Origin of the sequence: Bacillus sp. EKM202B, from assembly GCF_011066025.1 — a bacterium.
Lineage (GTDB): Bacteria > Bacillota > Bacilli > Bacillales > Bacillaceae_G > Bacillus_A > Bacillus_A toyonensis.
Map to the genome: position 1 here is coordinate 20,837 of NZ_JAAMNK010000005.1, position 15,858 is coordinate 36,694.

The following is a 15,858-nucleotide window of genomic DNA, read 5'->3' on the forward strand; positions in this document are numbered from 1 at the left end:
ACAAAAGGGAAGTTTTGCTTCCCTTTTGTTCTGACTACCTAAAATTAATTTATATTATAAACGATTCATAATATCTTCTTTAATAGTAAGTAACTTTTGTTCACTATTTTGTAAAGAATTATCTTTTACACCAAAGTAAAACTTGATTTTCGGCTCTGTTCCAGATGGACGTAAGCAGAACCAAGAACCATCTTCTAACTGATATTTTAACACATTTGATTTCGGTAAGTGAATCTCTTCTTTATGTCCATCTTGTAAAGATGTAACGATGCTTGCTTTATAGTCTTCAACCGCTACGACTGTTAAGCCCGCTACTTCTTTCGGAGGATTTTCACGGAATGTCGCCATCATCTCTTGAATTTGTTCCGCTCCATCTTTCCCTTTTAACGTTAATGACACAAGATCTTCACGGAAGAAACCGTACTTCTCAAATACTTCTAATAAACCATCATATAACGTTTTACCTTGTGATTTGTAGTATGCAGCTACTTCACATGCAAATAAAACAGACTGTACCGCATCTTTATCACGGCAGAATGGACGGATTAAATAACCATAGCTTTCCTCATAACCGAATTGGAATTCATATTGTCCGCTTTCTTCATACTGTTTAATTTTCTCACCAATAAATTTAAATCCAGTTAACGTATCAACTGTATCTAAACCGTATGCTTTTGCAATTGTACGACCAATTTCAGACGTTACGATTGTTTTTAATACAACACCGTTCTCTGGAAGCGTTCCGTTTTCTTTCTTTTGAGATAGTAAGTAATCAAGCATTAATGCACCTGTTTGGTTACCAGTTAATACTTGGAACTCACCATCATGATTACGAACTGCTACACCTAGACGGTCTGCATCAGGGTCTGTTGCGATTAGCACATCTGCACCAATTTTTTCACCGTCACGAATTGCATATTCAAACGCTGCATGCTCTTCTGGGTTCGGTGATTTTACTGTAGAGAAGTTTGGATCTGGTAACTCTTGCTCTTTTACAACCGTTACATCTGTAAATCCAACTTCCTCTAAACCACGGCGTACAGAAAGATTTGATGTTCCGTGTAATGGTGTAAAGACGATTTTTAAGTCTTTCCCTACCTTTTGTACCATTTCTTTATTAATAATGACATCGTTCAATTCTGCAGCATATGCATCATCTACTTCTTGTCCAATAATATGTAATAAACCGTCAGCTTTTAATTGCTCTACATCAGCTACTTCAACTGTTAATTCATCTTCTACTGCATTTACGTAACTAATTAACTCATCAGCTTCTTTTGGAGGCAACTGTCCACCATCGTCACCATATACTTTATAACCATTATATTCAGGCGGATTATGGCTTGCCGTAAGAACGATTCCACTTACTGTATGTAAATGACGAACTGCGAAAGAAAGCACCGGCGTTGGGCGTAAGCTTTCAAATACATATGTTTTAATACCATGTGCACCAAGTGTTGCAGCTACTTCCATTGCAAATTCAGGTGATTTATGACGAGAATCATATGCTACAACAACACCACGTTCCTTTGCTTCTTCACCTAATTTTTCAATAAATTTCGCTAATCCTTGTGTCGCTTTACGAACTGTATATACATTTAATCGGTTCGTACCAGCACCAAGTTCACCACGCATACCACCTGTACCGAACTCTAAATTTTTATAAAAGCTATCCTCAATTTTCTTCTCATCTTGCTTCATGTTTTCTAGCTGTTCTTTTAATTCTACGTCTAATTCTGCATATGAAAGCCAGCGACTAAATTCTTGTTTCCAATTCATATCTCTATCTCCTCCCGCTTGTCATACCTTTATTATATGAAAAAAACAACCTGTATCTCAATATTTTATAAAATATAGCAGGATTTTACTAGGAATATTTGTATACACTATGGTTAAATACTCCACCAAAGGGAATGAGGATTATGCAAGAATGGGGCTTGTCCGAAGAGCTCAAAATACAAACAAAGCAAATGATTGAAAGCGCTGAAAAAGAATTATCTATTATGAGGCAAGCGATTGATAAAGAAGATGAATGTATTTTATGTAAAATGGAAGAGATTCATCATATGTTGGCAAATGTACAAACATTGGCAGCTACATACTATATTCAGGCGTATTTATCACCTTATACAGAAAGCTCACATTTTATCACAACTGCTGTCCAACATTTAAGTGCCCGCAAACACGGTGCTCTTATCGTTGTGGAACGAAACGAGACGCTTGAATCTTGTATTCAAACTGGCACAACATTAAACGCTCATTTAACTGCACCGTTACTCGAATCAATTTTTTATCCAGGTAATCCTCTTCATGACGGAGCCGTTCTCGTTAAAAATAATCATATTGTTTCAGCAGCTAATATTCTTCCGTTAACGAAAAGTATGGAAGTTGATCCTGAACTAGGAACACGTCACAGAGCTGCAATTGGCTTATCAGAAAAAAGTGACGCACTTATTTTAGTTGTCTCTGAAGAAACAGGACGTACTTCCTTTGCTTTAAGCGGGACGTTATATACGATTTCTTTATAAGACGAGCCTTTCACTATGCCACACGTTTTTAAACAGCATAATAGTAAATGAAGTTGTATCGACTTACCGACCAAAACTGATCACACTCGTACCATATCAATAAGAAAAGACTGCCTCAAATGTTTGAGACAGTCTTTTCTTCAAAAATTATTCTTCCCCGAAACGCTCAACAAGTGTTGCAAGTGTACGTACCATTGCACCTGTTGCCCCGGCCGGCCCTAAATCATTTGCTCCTGATGTTTCAGATGTTCCAGCGATATCTAAGTGTACCCACGGTGTATCTTCAGCAAATTCACCTAGGAATGTACCTGCCATAACCGCATGCCCTTCACGGCCTGGTGAGTTATTTAAATCAGCAAACTTACTGTTTCGAACGCGTTCTTTATCACGATCAAAAATCGGTAATTGCCAAATTGATTCATCCGTTTCCATAGAAGCTTCTAGTACTTGCTCAAACAACTCTTCATTGTTTGTCATTGCGCCTGTCGTATGATTTCCAAGTGCAACAATTACACCGCCTGTTAATGTCGCAACATCAATAAGGTAGTTTGCACCTAGTTTTTTCGCATACGTAATACCGTCCGCTAACGCAAGGCGACCTTCTGCATCTGTATTTAATACTTCAATTGTTTTTCCGCTCATAGATGTAATTACATCGTCTGGCTTAAATGCTGTACCACTTACAACGTTATCAGTTGATGGAATAACAGCGATCACATTTTGCTCTGGGCGAAGTTCACCGATAATTTCCATCGCACCTAATACAGCAGCAGCACCGCCCATATCACCTTTCATACCGACCATGCCTTCACGTGGTTTTAAAGAATAACCACCTGTATCGTATGTGATTCCTTTTCCAACAAATCCAATGACATCTGTCCACTCTTCTTTTCCTTTATAAATAAGAGCAATCATTTTTGGCGGCTCTGTACTACCTTGGTTTACTGCAAGTAACGCACCCATACCAAGATCTTCCATCTCTTCTTTCTCAAGAACTTTATAATCCATATCATACTTTTCCGCTAACTCAACAGCATACTCAGCAAGCTTCGTCGCTGTTAATACGTTTGGCGGCATATTTACAAGTGTACGAGCCGAATTTGTTGCGCGTCCATGCACGTAGCCAACTGTTAATGCAGCTTCAATTTCCTGTGCATCTTCCGCTGTAATAGCCGTGAACTTCTCTAACTCTACACGATCCTTTTTATCTGATTTATACGTTTGTAATTCATATGTACCAAGACCTTGTACTTCTGCCGCTATATGAGCTACATCAATCACATCTAATTTCTCTGTTACGAAAGAATCAAGTAAGATTGCTGCATCTTGTACTTTTGCTGCCTGTAACGTTTTAAACGCCTTACCAAGAGCCGCACGTAACGTTTCTGTCGTATAAGATTCTTTCTTTCCTAAACCGACGAAGTAATAGCGTTTTACATTTGTTTTTCCTAAACTATGTACTTTTGAAATAGCTTTCTTCTTAGTAGAAAGTTCTTTCTCTTCTAATAAAACTTGTAATTGCCCTTCAAACGCTTTGTCCAGTTCTTGTACAAAACTACTCGTTTTCTCTTCTTCAAATAAGGCAACAATTACCGCTTCATGACCTGCTAATTCTTTTTGTACTTGAAACATGTTCAGACCCCCTAAATTTCTCTACTCTGCCTTTATTATAACTTTATTTTCGATAAAATGCGACAATTCTAACTTCTGTTACATCCTATATAAAGTGAACCTTTAATCAGTGGTGTTTTTCTTCATCCCCCACTGATCATTAGCCTTCACCAATCGGGCTTTTATGGGCAGCCCGCCCCCCGCCTAATTTCTTTGCTTTCGCTGAATTTTGAGGTGGGGGTTTTACTGCCCACAAATAGCGGGGTGATCCATCTTTCTTCTATTATCAAATAAAAAAGTCTAGCGTAATTACCACTAGACTATCTTTGTTTTAAATATTGGCCACGAAACACTTGCATCGTTTCGTCTTCATTTAACATCGTTAACTCTTCTTCTGTAAACTTACCATTTCCTACCTTAACTACATATACATTTACTTTTTTCTTACCCCATTGGCTATAAACATCTTTCACCGTATCATAATATAAATCGAGACGGTTTCCTTTTATAGCACCGCCCTTATCAGCGACAACCCCATATCCGTAATCTGGCACGAATAAAATCGTTCCAATCGGGAATACACGTAAATCCGCAGCGATTGTAGAATATAAATCCCTTTTCGCTTTAACACCTGAATATGTAATACCATACTCTGGATGTCCTGGACTCTTACCAGTTGACTCCACTCCTGACGTATAACCAGTTGCAGTCATTTCAATTGAACGATATTTAGACCAGTCGTTTGCCTGCTCTAAAGCATTTATCACTTCTTTACTCGGAGCAACATTTCTCTTAACTTCTGCTGCATGTACTTCTTTTGCACTCGTTCCCTCATATTTCTTTACAATCTCTAATAAAGAAACTCCTGTGAAAGCCTTCCATGTTACGCATAATGCGGATACAAGTAAACAAGTCATCATAATGCGAATACAATATCGTTTTAACATTTTTATATTCCACACTCCTTCATCGTTAATCATTCCCTATACGATGAAGGAATATGCAAAAAAATAATCTCCAAATTGATTGGAGATTAAAACATTTGATATCCACTCTTTCGAAGTTTCTTAATTACGATTCCTGCCAAAGCAGCACCTACTAATCCAGTAGATAAAATAAACATATCGGCTTGTCCTAAATGCGATACACTTGTCCCAAATGAAGAAAATGTTTCTTTCGGCTTTGAAAAATAATCCCACACACTCGCTTTATTAATAATAAGCATACAAACAATCGGATACACAATAACCATTACCCATGTAGCTCGCAAAATCATGTTGAGTAAAAATCCAATTCCAAAAAACAAAATAAAGAATAACATCATTGAAATAAGTAGTACCGGTATACTCACTCTTTCTCCCTCTCCTTCGCATGCGCCGTAAATACGTGATAGGCTGTATAACCAAATTGCTCTCCTGGATTTAATGTTTTGTCCATTTCAAGATGTAGTTCTGATCTTCTTTCTAGCAAATATTTAATAAGTATAGACGTATTGGGATCGTCAGCAATCGTCTCTGGATGTAAAAATGCTACTTCAGACAATTCCTTCTCCTGTACAATAATATTTTCCCCTTCAGGCTCCAAAAGGAAAATAATCATATTATCACTAATTTCATTACGAATAACGCCCGACCGAATACCTATAATCCCCTTCACATGAGCGACAATACCTGTCTCTTCTAATACTTCACGTTTCACAGCTTCATCAACCGTCTCACCTTCATTTACAAAACCAGCTGGCAAAGACCATTTCCCCTTTAATCCACTGTATTTTTTCTTAACAAATAGCCACCTGCCATCTTTTGTAGCTACTAAACCACTAACAGCTAACCACACTTTCCCTCGTTTCTCCATGATGTAATAACCTCCTCCACCGGAACGGACAGAATATTCTTTCTTTTTTATATATTATACTATATTTTTAATATGAAAAAAGCAGAAACAGCTCTTAGCCGTTTCTGCTTTTTCTATTATATATTAAAAGAACTTTAATTTACCTTTTTTAAGAACTAATAAAGGTCCACCTAATAAGAATAGGTAACGGTTATCAATTACTTTCTTCATGAAGGAAGCTTTCCAACCTGTTAACTTTTTACCCATAACAACGCCCATTGCATCGTCATGCCCTAAAGAACATACAGATCCTTTATTGTTGAATGCGAATTTTTTCATTTCGCCCTTACCACGAACTAACACAGTTAAGTTATGTGCAATGTTGTAACCTTGTTGTATTGCAATTTGTGCTGTTGGTGGATATGGACGGTTAATTTCTTCGTTAATGATTAACGCTGCATCACCAACCATGAATACATCTTCGTATCCTGGAGCGTGCATGTGCTCATCGACTTTTACACGTCCGCGCATTGCTTCAAAGCCAGACTCTTCCACAATACCGTTACCACGAACACCTGCAGCCCAAACTACTGTTTCAGACTTAATTAATTCAGTGTCATCGCCATTCGCAACGATAATACCTTCTTCAGTTGCTTCTTTAATTGCTGTACCGATGCGGAATTCTACACCTTTTTTCTCAAGTTGTTTTACAGCGTATTCTACTAACGCTGGATCGAAACCTGGAAGTGCTGTTGGAGCAGCTTCTACACAGATGATACGTGCTTTTTCACGTGGTACATTGTACTCTTTGCAAAGTTCAGGAACACGGTTTGCAAGCTCACCTACGTACTCGATACCAGTAAATCCAGCACCACCAACAACGATTGTTACTAACTCATCGCGTTGTTCAGTTGCATATTTAGCGAAACTAGCTTCCATATGCTCACGAATTTCACGAGTTGCATTAATGTTAGCGATTGAGAATGCATGCTCTTTTAATCCTGTAATTCCGAATGTTTCTGATTCGAAACCAAGACCAATTACTAAGTAGTCATACTCTAACTCGCCGTCTTTTAAGATAATGCGTTTTTCAGCAGCTTTAATTTCTACTACTGTATCTTGTACAAAGTTCACTTTATTTGTATCGATAACGTCTTGAATATCTAGACAGATTTTTTCATCTTGTAATGTACCAGCTGCACTCTCATGTAACCAAGTCGCTTGGTAGTGATAGCTGTTGTTGTTTACTAACGTAATTTCAGCTTCATTTACAGATAATGCTTTTTGCAGACGAACAGTCGTAATCATCCCGCCATAACCTGCACCTAAAACTACGATTTTTGGAGTCTTCACCAAATCACAACCCTTTTCTTTATATAATAGTAATGAAAAATAATACCAAGTACTAAAAACTCTATTTGTCAAGAATGTGGAATTTATCACATTCTATATCGTAACAAAACGCAGTCAAAAAATCGTACGAATTTTGTCATAGAAATTTAACATAATACTTCCCTATATTAGTCGGTTTTATTCCATAATTCAAGCACCTAGCGAATTATCAATATTTTAAAATAACATAGCGTTTACAAGGGTTTTTCAGCCTTTTTTTCATGTATTTTCCTTTCTGTATATTTTATACAATGTAAAAAACATCTATGCGGAAACTTACTTATAATTCAGTCGTTTTCAGAAGTATTATGAACTGAAATATGCTATCATTTATTTGAAAGTATCATCATTTGCAGGATTTTCATGTACATATGAACAATATATGAAATCAATATCAAAATTCCATCTATAGGGGGAATGAAAGTGGCAGAAAATCAAAAAGTTTACGACATAACAATTATTGGTGGTGGTCCAACTGGACTTTTCACAGCATTTTATGGCGGTATGAGACAAGCAAGTGTAAAAATCATTGAAAGCTTACCTCAACTTGGAGGACAATTATCCGCACTCTACCCTGAAAAATACATTTATGATGTAGCTGGATTCCCAAAAGTGCGTGCACAAGAGTTAGTTGATAACTTAAAAGAGCAAATGAAGAAATTTGATCCAACAGTTTGCTTAGAAGAAGCTGTTGATACGCTTGAGAAACAAGCTGACGGTATATTTAAACTTGTTACGAATAAACAAACTCACTATTCTAAATCAGTCATTATTACTGCTGGTAATGGTGCTTTCCAGCCACGCCGCTTAGAATTAGAGGGGACCGCAAAATACGAAAAGAAAAACTTACATTATTTCGTTGATGATATGAATAAATTTGCTGGCAAGCGTGTTGTTGTATTTGGCGGCGGCGACTCAGCCGTAGACTGGACGATGATGTTAGAACCGATTGCTGACAAAGTTACAATCGTTCATCGCCGTGATAAATTCCGTGCACATGAGCATAGCGTCGAAAGCTTAATGAATTCTCGTGCAGAAGTAAGCACACCGTACGTTCCAGTTGAACTTATTGGTGATGATAAAATTGAACAAGTCGTTCTTCAACACGTAAAAACAGAAGAAAAACTTATCATCGATGTTGATGACGTAATTGTAAACTACGGCTTCGTTTCTTCTCTTGGCCCAATTAAAAACTGGGGCTTAGATATACAAAAAAATAGCATTCTTGTGAATTCAAAAATGGAAACAAATATTCCTGGCATTTACGCTGCTGGTGACATTTGTACATATGAAGGAAAAGTAAAACTTATCGCTTGTGGATTTGGTGAAGCACCGACAGCAGTAAACAATGCAAAAGCTTACTTCGATCCAAACGCAAAACTTCAACCAATGCATAGCTCCAGTATGTTTTAATATAGAACTACGAAGAACCCTTTTCACATATGAAAGGGTTTCTTTTATATCTCCTCAAAAAAGTAACACTTTCTAAAAAGCTCTACTTTTCCCCAAAAACATGTTACAATAAAACAGAACAAACGTTCTTATTTAAAAGGAGGAATTTTCATGATTAACGAACCCATTATCGTAAAAAAAGAAGCTTTCCAAGCAATCGGTGTTTCTCTTACAACGACAAATGAAAAAGAGGCGTCTACTGAAGGAAAAATCCCAGGGCTTTGGAACAAATACTTCCAAGAACAAATGATGCATCACATCCCAAATCAACAAACAAAGGAAACGTTCGCTTTCTATTCAAACTACGAATCAGATGAAACTGGTACATATAAATTTACAATCGCTATGCCCGTTTCTTCATTAAAAGACGTTCCTGAAAATATGACAACTTTAACAATACCTGCCGCTACATATGCGGTATTTACATCGAGAAAAGGCCCAGTTTCTGAAGTCGTGTGCGAAGCTTGGGAATACATTTGGCAATGGTCGAAAGAAAACAAACGTGCTTTTACAACAGATTTCGAACTGTATGATGAAAAAGCGGTAGACCCAAATAATGTGCAAGTAGATATTTATATCGCATTAGCTTAAAGAAGATACTCTTTGGTATCTTCTTTTTTTGTCGTTAAATAGCTACTGGGCAAATTCATTATTATTGTCTACAATGAGAAAGTGCAGTATAGAAATATTAGAAACTGTATAAAGTGAAACTATACTCAGTGGGGGTTTTGTTCATCCCCCACTGAGTATTAGCCTTCACCAATCGGACGTTTACGGGCAGTTGGTCTCCCACCTAACTTCTTTGCTCGAACCGAATTTTGAGGTGGGATTTTTACTGCCCGTTAACGCAGGATAAAACGATTGTTAATAGGTTTTTTAGTTTAAATTTGTCACATAGAAAGGAAGCAATATGGAGGAACTACAACAAAATAAAACTGCTTTAGAAGGAAGCGGAAAACCGTTATTAAAAAATACGAATTTCCTTTTTCTTTGGGCAGCTACTCTTTTTTCAAGCTTTGCTTTAGCCTTTTTTACTTTTTCACAAACGTGGTACATAGCAAAAACATTAAACCTTGAGGCTTCACTCGGTGTTGTTTTCGTAGCTCTTAGTGTTCCAAGGCTTATTTTTATGATTATCGGCGGCGCTGTAGCTGATAAATTCCCGAAAAAAAATATTATGTTTTACTCCAATATTATTCGAGCGATTCTTGTCGCAACCATTCTCACATGGTTCATCGTCGGTGATGTAACACTATATACATTTGCTTTATTCGCTTTATTCTTTGGACTTGCTGATGCTTTTTTCTGGTCCGCAGATGGATCTATTCTGCCCGAACTTGTAGAAAAAAGCCGCTTAACGCAGGCAAATTCACTTACACAAATGACGAATCAAGCGTCGGTCATCTTGGGCCCTGTACTTGGTGGAATTCTCATCAAATTTACGAACTATGAAACAATCTTTTCGATTACGATTTTACTACTGATCGTTGCGGCCATACTCGTCCAAAAAATACAATTTACGATGTCAGAGCAAAAAGATACCGACAAAGGCATGTTTACTTCTATTAAAGAAGGAATCTTATATGTAAAGGAATCACCATTCCTTTCAACTTTCCTTATTTGTAGCGCCTTTCTAAACTTATTTTTAATCGGTCCGATGCAAGTCGGTTTCCCGCTCTTCGTTAAAAATGTCCTGCACGGTGATTCACTTCAGTTCAGTTACTTAGAAGCTGCTGTTGGTGGTGGAATGGCGATAGGCGCTGTCATTGTTGGTTTAAAGAATATTAATCGTAGACGCGGCCTATTTTGCATTATCATGATGCTACTGTCTGGTATATTCTTCTTATCCATTAACTTTAGTACGGTACTTTGGCAGGCATTATTAGCTGGCATGTTTTACGGTATTACAATCGCAATGGCGATCGTTCCACTTATGGCAATGATTCAAGCAACTGTAAAAGAAGAGATGATGGGGCGTGTAATGAGTTTACTTATGCTATCATCAATGGGCTTTATCCCGCTCTCTTATGCATTCACATCCATTGCACTTGCAATAGGAATTCCAATCGTAACCGTTATGAAAAGCGGTGCAATCGCCGTTATCGTCTTCGTACTATTTGTAGCGATTCGTGTTCCAGTTGTAAGGAAATTCGATTAACAAGCAAGAGTCATGTATTATAAGCATGGCTCTTTTTTAAACGGATCAAATAGATGTAGTCCCTTTCTCCTCCTTAATACTGCTCCCCACTCTAATCCAACCTCAAAAAATAAATCTCGCACTGTACTGTAAAAAAGTGCCCCAATATCTTTACGAATTTCCCCATATTTATGTGCCCTCACAACACTTTTCACGCGCCAAATGAAATTTCCGTTCACTTCTTCATCAGCTAATATTTGCTCTAATAAAACACCTTGCTCTAGTAAGCCACTCTTTTTATACGCAAGTTCCACCTTACTCCAAAATATATTAATCTTCTTCGGATTACTTGTCATCGGCACCAGTGCGTATATAAAAGACTTCGGTATATCGTGACGGCAATACGTTTCATCAAGCTCATACGTTATTTTTCTTTTCTCTTTTATTTGTGGAATGTTTTTAAAAAGAATTGTTTCCCCCTCATATTTTTGCTCATTTTTACTACAGCCAGCTGCATAATCCTCACTTTCACATGCGGACATTTTCATACGGTCATCCATGCGGTCAATTGCAGATATAAGAAAAATATATAAGTTCGCACTATACCCGCCGCGCTTATGTCTTTCTTTTGTCGCAACACGCTTTATAATTCCTAGTCCCTCTAACTTTGCAATGGAGCGGCGTACTGTACGAATACTCTTTCCAACATTCGTCGCAATCGTCTCCATTAACGGACAAGCAACTCCTACTGTTTTCTGTTTCTCATTCACCGCATACTTTCCTAAAAAATGAATAATGGTAGCATCCGTTTTATTTAATTGAAATCGATAATATTTCAAAACTTGTTTTTGATATATATTAAACTCCTCTTTACTTTGAAATTCACTATATGGTTTCATTAAATTATATAAGCTTCCCATTCTTATCACCTCATTTATAAGTAAGAAGCAGGAAGAGAAATTGGCGTGATAGTTAATATTTCTTTATTGGAGATGAAAATATGATTGTAATTAGCGCTTGTTTAGGTGGTATCGCTTGTCGTTATGATGGGAATGACAATCTCGTTTCAAAAATAGAGGAACTTTTGCACAAAGAAGATACAGTCCTCATTTGTCCTGAAGTATTAGGAGGACTACCGACGCCTCGTCCTTCCGCTGAAATTATTGGTGGGAATGGCGATGACGTTTTGGACGGAAAAGCGAAAGTGATGACAAAAGATGGAGAAGATGTCACAGAAGCTTTCGTAAATGGTGCTTATAAAGCATTAGAACAACTTAAAGACTTACACCCAGAATATATTATTTTAAAAGAACGTAGTCCATCTTGTGGTAGTTCTACAATTTACACTGGAGAATTTAACGGGAATAAACAAACCGGTTACGGGGTAACAACTGCTTTATTCAAAAGACATGGATTTACAGTCATTTCAGAAGAGGATTTTGAGAATATAAAAAGGAATTGACCCTGTTCGTCAATTCCATTTTTCTTTCTTATTTTGCACCTAATTTTTCTTTAACTTTCGCTGGAAGCTCGTCTTTTTTCACTTCTTCCCAAGCTGTTACACCTTTTTTATCTGAATTGTATACGCGTAAGAATGCTTCTTTGCGAAGATTTTTTGGAGCTGTGAATTCCAATTCTTTTTCTTCTCCACCTTTATCGAATCCTTTTAATTTATACTCGAAATATTTATGTGGCTCTCCGTTATCAAACTTCTCATTTTTTTCAATTCCATCAGCTGTAACTTGAACATAATACTCATCTTTTCCTAAACGATTAATATCACAACCAACTAACAGACTTGCAAATACAACTAAAATACTAAAAAGTGCAATGTATCTTTTCATTTCCTTCACCTCAAATGTTTTTTCTTATATTCTTATCTTAAAGCTCAGGCTTTAAAGAAGAAATTCAAAAACATGACATGAACATTACACTTTTGTAAGATAATAATTATTTCTTCACTTTAGAAATAGTCATTCCAACACCAATTGGAACGAGGACAGATTCTACCTTCGAATCAGTTGCTACTACTTCATCAAACTTCTTCATACACATCAGCCAACTTCTATTATGCAAAAGACAAAAATCGTAAGAAAATAGATAAAAAATAATAATTCCTTACTCAACCAGCTAGCGATTTCGTTTTCAATATGTGAAAAGGGATTTGTAAACGATGAATTGAATATATATTTATTATTTTCTAACTTTTGGCTGAAAGTTTTTTTATTACATAAATTTCATTATTTCCTAATTTAAAGTTTTCGAGGGGAGAAATAATATGAATCCTATTTTATTAGATGTTCCGTTACAAATAGAAACAGACAAACTCATTCTTCGAGCACCACTGCAAGCAGGTGAAGGGAATGTAGTACATAAAGCTATTAAAGATTCAATTCATGAATTAAAGCAATGGTTGTCTTTATTCCAGTCCATTCCTACTGTTGAAGAAACGGAAATTCTCCTTAGAAATGCACATATAAATTTTTTGAAAAGAGAAAGCTTTCGCTATCTTATCTATCATAAGGAGACGAATAATTTTATCGGAACTGCTAGCCTTCACGCGATTGATTGGAAGGTTTCTAAATGTGAAATTGGATACTGGATTAACACCCAATTTAGTGGCAATGGATATATGACAGAAACAGTAAGTGCGTTAATAAACCTTGGATTTCAGTTATTCAAATTTAGAAGGATTGAAATAAGATGTGAACGTAATAACACAAAAAGTCGTGCGATTCCTGAAAAACTAGGCTTTGAGCTTGAAGGGATATTACGTAATGAAGATGTTTCAGCTGACGGCAAACAACTAACTGATACCTGCATCTATGCAAAGATAAATTAGATTAAGACTTTAAAACTCGTTGCACAACATATCTTGAGGCTGATTTCTAAATTTAGAAGGTGGCTTTTTGATTTTTCACGACAAAAGAAAAGACCTCCTTAACGATTGTATTCCATCGCTAAAAAGGTCTTTCTCTATTTCTGCCAAAAACTTAGCACTCTTCTGGCTTACCAGCATTCGTCGCTGTACGGAAAGATGATCCACATCCGCATGATGCGATTGCGTTTGGATTATCAATTGTGAATCCGCCGCCAAGCATCGATTGTTTATAATCAACTTTTACTCCTTTAACAATTGGAGCACTTTCTTTATCGATAACAAATTCAACACCGAAAAATTCAAGAACTGTGTCGTCTTCTTTTGGTTCTACTTCAAATCCTAAGCCGTAAGAAAGACCACTACATCCGCCGCCATGTACAGCAAGGCGCACGTACTTCTCTCCATCTTCAGCATCTTTTAACATATCTTTAATTTGAAAAGCTGCTTGTTCTGTTACTTCAATCATGAAATACACCATCCTTTCTGTTCTCATTCTATTATACATCTTTACGCTTCTATCTTGTACTCATACACTCCGCGGCAAATTACTTCCGCAGGTCCTTTCATTAACACATTTCCTTCTTCTGTCCATGCAATCATTAAATCGCCGCCAGCTAAATGAACTGTAATCTCTTTACCACGTTCCATCTTTCCATTTAAAATAGCAGCTACAACTGCAGCACATGCTCCTGTCCCGCAAGCTTGTGTTACACCAGATCCACGTTCCCAAACACGGAAGTTCATCTCGTCATCATTCAAAATTTCGATAAATTCAACATTTACTCGCTCTGGGAACATTTCATGTGTCTCAAGGACTGGCCCAAGTGTTGTAAGTGGCGCTTTTTCTACATCATCAACAAAAATAACCGCATGCGGATTCCCCATTGAAACAGCTGTAAATGCATACCGATGATTATTGTATAAGAAGTTTTCACGAACAAACGGTGTTTCACTTTCACCAAGCATCGGGATTTCTCCACGTGTTAAACGCGGTGCTCCCATATCGATTTTTGCTAATGTTACTACACCATCTTCTACCGTTACTTCAGCCGTTACAATTCCGGCTAACGTTTCAATTGCGAAAACTGTTTCTTCTACTAGTTTATGCTGATACGCATATTTCGCTACGCAGCGTAAACCGTTGCCGCAGCTCTTCCCTTCTGAACCATCGTTATTAAACATGCGCATTTTCACCGGAGCTACGTCAGAAGGACAAATTAAAATCATTCCATCTGCCCCAATACCAGTATTAATATTTGAAACTTTTTCCGCCACAAGAGCTAAATCTTCTTCAAGAATTTGTTCCTCAAACATATTTACATATATATAACTATTGCCAAGACCATGCATTTTTGTAAAAGAAAATTGGCTCATTTGTATTCACTCCAAAAATAATTTGTTATTTTAAGTATAGAATGCATGCTTTTAGAACACAATATGAATGTCCCCCGTTTCTCATATTTGACAACATTTGGCGATGAGCCATTCTTGCACAAATTGTGTAGGAAAAAAGCCCTTCTAAAAGGGCCTTTTTTTATTTATATTCCGTATTATCCTACCCTGCGAAATAATATTTTATCTAATGGAAAAAGGTGTTGCCCATTCACAACACCTTAAAACATTGGATTTTCATCCAAATACTCATATACATTATTAACAAGCTCTTCTACTGTCGATCCTTGTACTACTTCACCATTCACAAGGGCAAATGGACCTTCAAAACAAATACCACAATATCCTAAACATCCATACTCCATTACATCTAAATTCGGATCTTTTTCTAATTTCTCTAAAGCTGCTTGTGAACCACTCGCGAGGTTACCTACACAAAATTCAATTAACGGTTTAATCAAAATTCTCCCCCCTGTACTACAAAACAAATTACCTTCTGACTTCATGTATAAGAAGAAAACTAAGCTGTTTCTTGTTGTTGTCATTATACTTACTAAACTATTCAATTCCTTCACTGTTTCACTTCAAAGCAAATATTCTTTTCTATATAAATATATTCACAACACTGCTTT

Annotated in this window: 18 protein-coding genes; 6 read left to right on the forward strand and 12 right to left on the reverse strand. The window is 36.8% G+C overall.

What is annotated here, in order from left to right; translation table 11 throughout:
• Positions 1 to 54: 54 nt before the first annotated feature.
• Complete coding sequence (locus G9F74_RS08335) at positions 55 to 1,779, reverse strand: phospho-sugar mutase (RefSeq protein WP_001104199.1); 1,725 nt, start codon at positions 1,777 to 1,779, stop codon at positions 55 to 57.
• 143 nt (positions 1,780 to 1,922) lie between these two features.
• Between G9F74_RS08335 and cdaS the strand changes: the two genes are divergently transcribed.
• Positions 1,923 to 2,528: a sporulation-specific diadenylate cyclase CdaS gene (gene cdaS / locus G9F74_RS08340; protein ID WP_001158744.1), complete on the forward strand. Its 606-nt coding sequence runs from the start codon at positions 1,923 to 1,925 to the stop codon at positions 2,526 to 2,528.
• A gap of 147 nt (positions 2,529 to 2,675) precedes the next feature.
• On the opposite strand, the gene pepA is transcribed toward cdaS, so the two are convergent.
• The 5 genes from pepA to G9F74_RS08365 all read right to left on the reverse strand — a co-directional run bounded on the left by pepA (position 2,676) and on the right by G9F74_RS08365 (position 7,325).
• A complete protein-coding gene (gene pepA / locus G9F74_RS08345; protein ID WP_000487963.1) occupies positions 2,676 to 4,160 on the reverse strand; it encodes a cytosol aminopeptidase in 1,485 nt (494 codons plus the stop codon).
• A 299-nt stretch (positions 4,161 to 4,459) separates the two neighbouring features.
• Positions 4,460 to 5,086, reverse strand: a complete 627-nt coding sequence (locus G9F74_RS08350; protein WP_000920107.1) for a 3D domain-containing protein — start codon at positions 5,084 to 5,086, stop codon at positions 4,460 to 4,462.
• Between the two features lie 86 nt (positions 5,087 to 5,172).
• Positions 5,173 to 5,490, reverse strand: coding sequence for a YuiB family protein (locus tag G9F74_RS08355; protein ID WP_000027018.1), 318 nt, complete (start codon positions 5,488 to 5,490; stop codon positions 5,173 to 5,175).
• Positions 5,487 to 5,993, reverse strand: coding sequence for an NUDIX hydrolase (locus G9F74_RS08360; protein WP_000415303.1), 507 nt, complete (start codon positions 5,991 to 5,993; stop codon positions 5,487 to 5,489). Before G9F74_RS08360 ends, G9F74_RS08355 begins: the two co-directional genes overlap by 4 nt.
• A gap of 123 nt (positions 5,994 to 6,116) precedes the next feature.
• Positions 6,117 to 7,325, reverse strand: a complete 1,209-nt coding sequence (locus tag G9F74_RS08365) for an NAD(P)/FAD-dependent oxidoreductase (protein ID WP_016107197.1) — start codon at positions 7,323 to 7,325, stop codon at positions 6,117 to 6,119.
• A 462-nt stretch (positions 7,326 to 7,787) separates the two neighbouring features.
• On the opposite strand from G9F74_RS08365, the gene G9F74_RS08370 reads away from it, so the two are divergent.
• The 3 genes from G9F74_RS08370 (at position 7,788) to G9F74_RS08385 (ending at position 10,974) form a co-directional block, all read left to right on the forward strand.
• A complete protein-coding gene (locus G9F74_RS08370; protein ID WP_000829781.1) occupies positions 7,788 to 8,777 on the forward strand; it encodes an NAD(P)/FAD-dependent oxidoreductase in 990 nt (329 codons plus the stop codon).
• A 150-nt stretch (positions 8,778 to 8,927) separates the two neighbouring features.
• Positions 8,928 to 9,407: a GyrI-like domain-containing protein gene (locus G9F74_RS08375; protein ID WP_000606662.1), complete on the forward strand. Its 480-nt coding sequence runs from the start codon at positions 8,928 to 8,930 to the stop codon at positions 9,405 to 9,407.
• 319 nt (positions 9,408 to 9,726) lie between these two features.
• Positions 9,727 to 10,974, forward strand: a complete 1,248-nt coding sequence (locus tag G9F74_RS08385) for an MFS transporter (RefSeq protein WP_000391933.1) — start codon at positions 9,727 to 9,729, stop codon at positions 10,972 to 10,974.
• Between the two features lie 17 nt (positions 10,975 to 10,991).
• Here G9F74_RS08385 and G9F74_RS08390 read toward each other — a convergent pair whose 3' ends face one another.
• Positions 10,992 to 11,873, reverse strand: coding sequence for a helix-turn-helix domain-containing protein (locus tag G9F74_RS08390; RefSeq protein ID WP_016107198.1), 882 nt, complete (start codon positions 11,871 to 11,873; stop codon positions 10,992 to 10,994).
• An 80-nt stretch (positions 11,874 to 11,953) separates the two neighbouring features.
• Between G9F74_RS08390 and G9F74_RS08395 the strand changes: the two genes are divergently transcribed.
• A complete protein-coding gene (locus G9F74_RS08395; protein ID WP_000635478.1) occupies positions 11,954 to 12,415 on the forward strand; it encodes a 2-thiouracil desulfurase family protein in 462 nt (153 codons plus the stop codon).
• 28 nt (positions 12,416 to 12,443) lie between these two features.
• On the opposite strand, the gene G9F74_RS08400 is transcribed toward G9F74_RS08395, so the two are convergent.
• Both G9F74_RS08400 and G9F74_RS08405 read right to left on the reverse strand, forming a co-directional pair.
• A complete protein-coding gene (locus G9F74_RS08400) occupies positions 12,444 to 12,797 on the reverse strand; it encodes a YxeA family protein (protein ID WP_000833123.1) in 354 nt (117 codons plus the stop codon).
• A 106-nt stretch (positions 12,798 to 12,903) separates the two neighbouring features.
• Positions 12,904 to 13,002 carry a methyltransferase gene (locus tag G9F74_RS08405; protein ID WP_225893378.1) on the reverse strand — a complete coding sequence of 33 codons (99 nt, stop codon included), beginning with the start codon at positions 13,000 to 13,002 and terminating at the stop codon, positions 12,904 to 12,906.
• Between the two features lie 229 nt (positions 13,003 to 13,231).
• Here G9F74_RS08405 and G9F74_RS08410 point away from each other — a divergent pair, with 229 nt between their 5' ends.
• Positions 13,232 to 13,795, forward strand: coding sequence for a GNAT family N-acetyltransferase (locus tag G9F74_RS08410; RefSeq protein ID WP_001068187.1), 564 nt, complete (start codon positions 13,232 to 13,234; stop codon positions 13,793 to 13,795).
• A gap of 151 nt (positions 13,796 to 13,946) precedes the next feature.
• On the opposite strand, the gene G9F74_RS08415 is transcribed toward G9F74_RS08410, so the two are convergent.
• From G9F74_RS08415 to G9F74_RS08425, 3 genes are all read right to left on the reverse strand, one after another.
• On the reverse strand, positions 13,947 to 14,300 hold the full coding sequence (locus tag G9F74_RS08415; RefSeq protein WP_000573824.1) for a HesB/IscA family protein: 354 nt from the start codon (positions 14,298 to 14,300) through the stop codon (positions 13,947 to 13,949).
• A gap of 41 nt (positions 14,301 to 14,341) precedes the next feature.
• Positions 14,342 to 15,208, reverse strand: coding sequence for a diaminopimelate epimerase (gene dapF / locus G9F74_RS08420; protein ID WP_016107199.1), 867 nt, complete (start codon positions 15,206 to 15,208; stop codon positions 14,342 to 14,344).
• Between the two features lie 239 nt (positions 15,209 to 15,447).
• The gene (locus G9F74_RS08425) at positions 15,448 to 15,687 is read right to left on the reverse strand and encodes a YuzB family protein (protein WP_000595027.1); all 240 of its coding nucleotides are present in this window, start codon (positions 15,685 to 15,687) and stop codon (positions 15,448 to 15,450) included.
• Positions 15,688 to 15,858: the final 171 nt, after the last annotated feature.

Bases quoted from the DNA above. Each gene is read 5' to 3' on its own strand.
- G9F74_RS08375 (WP_000606662.1), top strand. From the start codon at position 8,928: ATGATTAACGAACCCATTATCGTAAAAAAAGAAGCTTTCCAAGCAATC.
- G9F74_RS08415 (WP_000573824.1), bottom strand. From the start codon at position 14,300: ATGATTGAAGTAACAGAACAAGCAGCTTTTCAAATTAAAGATATGTTA.
- G9F74_RS08400 (WP_000833123.1), bottom strand. From the start codon at position 12,797: ATGAAAAGATACATTGCACTTTTTAGTATTTTAGTTGTATTTGCAAGT.
- pepA (WP_000487963.1), bottom strand. From the start codon at position 4,160: ATGTTTCAAGTACAAAAAGAATTAGCAGGTCATGAAGCGGTAATTGTT.
- G9F74_RS08410 (WP_001068187.1), top strand. From the start codon at position 13,232: ATGAATCCTATTTTATTAGATGTTCCGTTACAAATAGAAACAGACAAA.
- cdaS (WP_001158744.1), top strand. From the start codon at position 1,923: ATGCAAGAATGGGGCTTGTCCGAAGAGCTCAAAATACAAACAAAGCAA.
- dapF (WP_016107199.1), bottom strand. From the start codon at position 15,208: ATGAGCCAATTTTCTTTTACAAAAATGCATGGTCTTGGCAATAGTTAT.
- G9F74_RS08360 (WP_000415303.1), bottom strand. From the start codon at position 5,993: ATGGAGAAACGAGGGAAAGTGTGGTTAGCTGTTAGTGGTTTAGTAGCT.
- G9F74_RS08390 (WP_016107198.1), bottom strand. From the start codon at position 11,873: ATGGGAAGCTTATATAATTTAATGAAACCATATAGTGAATTTCAAAGT.
- G9F74_RS08395 (WP_000635478.1), top strand. From the start codon at position 11,954: ATGATTGTAATTAGCGCTTGTTTAGGTGGTATCGCTTGTCGTTATGAT.
- G9F74_RS08335 (WP_001104199.1), bottom strand. From the start codon at position 1,779: ATGAATTGGAAACAAGAATTTAGTCGCTGGCTTTCATATGCAGAATTA.
- G9F74_RS08405 (WP_225893378.1), bottom strand. From the start codon at position 13,002: ATGAAGAAGTTTGATGAAGTAGTAGCAACTGATTCGAAGGTAGAATCT.
- G9F74_RS08350 (WP_000920107.1), bottom strand. From the start codon at position 5,086: ATGTTAAAACGATATTGTATTCGCATTATGATGACTTGTTTACTTGTA.
- G9F74_RS08385 (WP_000391933.1), top strand. From the start codon at position 9,727: ATGGAGGAACTACAACAAAATAAAACTGCTTTAGAAGGAAGCGGAAAA.